The following is a 1,096-nucleotide window of genomic DNA, read 5'->3' as shown; positions in this document are numbered from 1 at the left end:
CAAGGCGCGGTTTTCCAGGTGGCGGTCATGAACGGCACGTTCCACGGCGATACCAGCGCGCATACCCCTACCGGCTGCACCAGCGTGTAGTTGAGCATTTTGTCGTCCACCGGGTAGGTCTTGCCGTTCATCTGCTGGCACACCTCGGCGAAGAACTCGAAGTTGTGCGAAGCGCGCGGGATCAGCACGTTTTTGGTCTGGTGGATCGGCAGGCCGGTGTCGGCGGTTTCCAGTTCGGCGATCTGCGGCACGTTCTGGTCGATCAGTTCACCCAAACGGCGCATCAGGCGCGCGCGCTCTTTCATCGGCGTATTCGCCCACTTGGGGAACGCCTCTTTCGCCGCGGCCACCGCCTGGTCTATCTCCAGCTGACCGCCGGAGGCCACTTCCGCCAGCACCTCGCCGTTCGCCGGGTTGGTGGTGGTGAAATACTCTTTGCTGGCGACGTTCTTGCCGTTAATCCAGTGGTTGATGGTTTTCATCGCAGGCTTTCCTCGTAATCTTTTTCACTGATAATGTGGTTAACCAAACGGCCGATGCCTTCGATCTCCACCACCACTTCATCGCCCGGCTGCACGTCGGCCAGCCCTTTCGGCGTGCCGGTGGCGATCATGTCGCCCGGCTGCAGCGTCATGAATTCGCTCAGGTAGGCGATCAGGAACGGAATGTCGAAAATCATGTCGGCGGTGCTGCCGCGCTGACGCAGCTCACCGTTGACATAGGTGCTGAGCGCCAGCCGGTGCGGATCGGCGACGTCGTCGCGATCGACGATGTACGGCCCGATCGGCGTTAGGGTATCGCGGCTCTTCACCCGCAGATTCGGCCGGTAGTAGTTCTCCAGGTAATCGCGGATGGCGTAGTCGTTGCACAGGGTGTAGCCCGCCACGTACTCCATGGCGTGCTCACGGCTGACGTTGCGCGCGGTCTTGCCGATCACCGCCACCAGCTCGGCTTCGTAATGCATGTACTCCACGCCGGCCGGGCGTACCGACACCTGACGGTGGCCGGTCAGGGTGTTCGGCGCCTTGAGGAACACCAGCGGCTCTTCCGGCGCCTTGAACTCCAGCTCGCTGGCGTGGTCGGCATAGTTCAGCCC

At 62.0% G+C, this 1,096-nt stretch carries 2 protein-coding genes; both read right to left on the bottom strand.

Features of this window, described 5'->3' with window-relative positions:
- The coding region (locus ACZ60B_RS43060) for an aldehyde dehydrogenase family protein (RefSeq protein WP_469397602.1) at nt 1-482 on the bottom strand (482 nt) is incomplete at its 3' end.
- A partial coding sequence (locus ACZ60B_RS43055; RefSeq protein ID WP_469397598.1) for a fumarylacetoacetate hydrolase family protein occupies nt 479-1,096 on the bottom strand: 618 nt, incomplete at its 5' end. The genes ACZ60B_RS43060 and ACZ60B_RS43055, both read right to left, overlap by 4 nt.

The sequence above is a fragment of the Streptomyces sp. NPDC104096 genome (genome assembly GCF_055584385.1).
The sequence above is the reverse complement of the archived record's forward strand: the minus strand, read 5'-3'. Positions and strand labels throughout refer to the sequence as shown.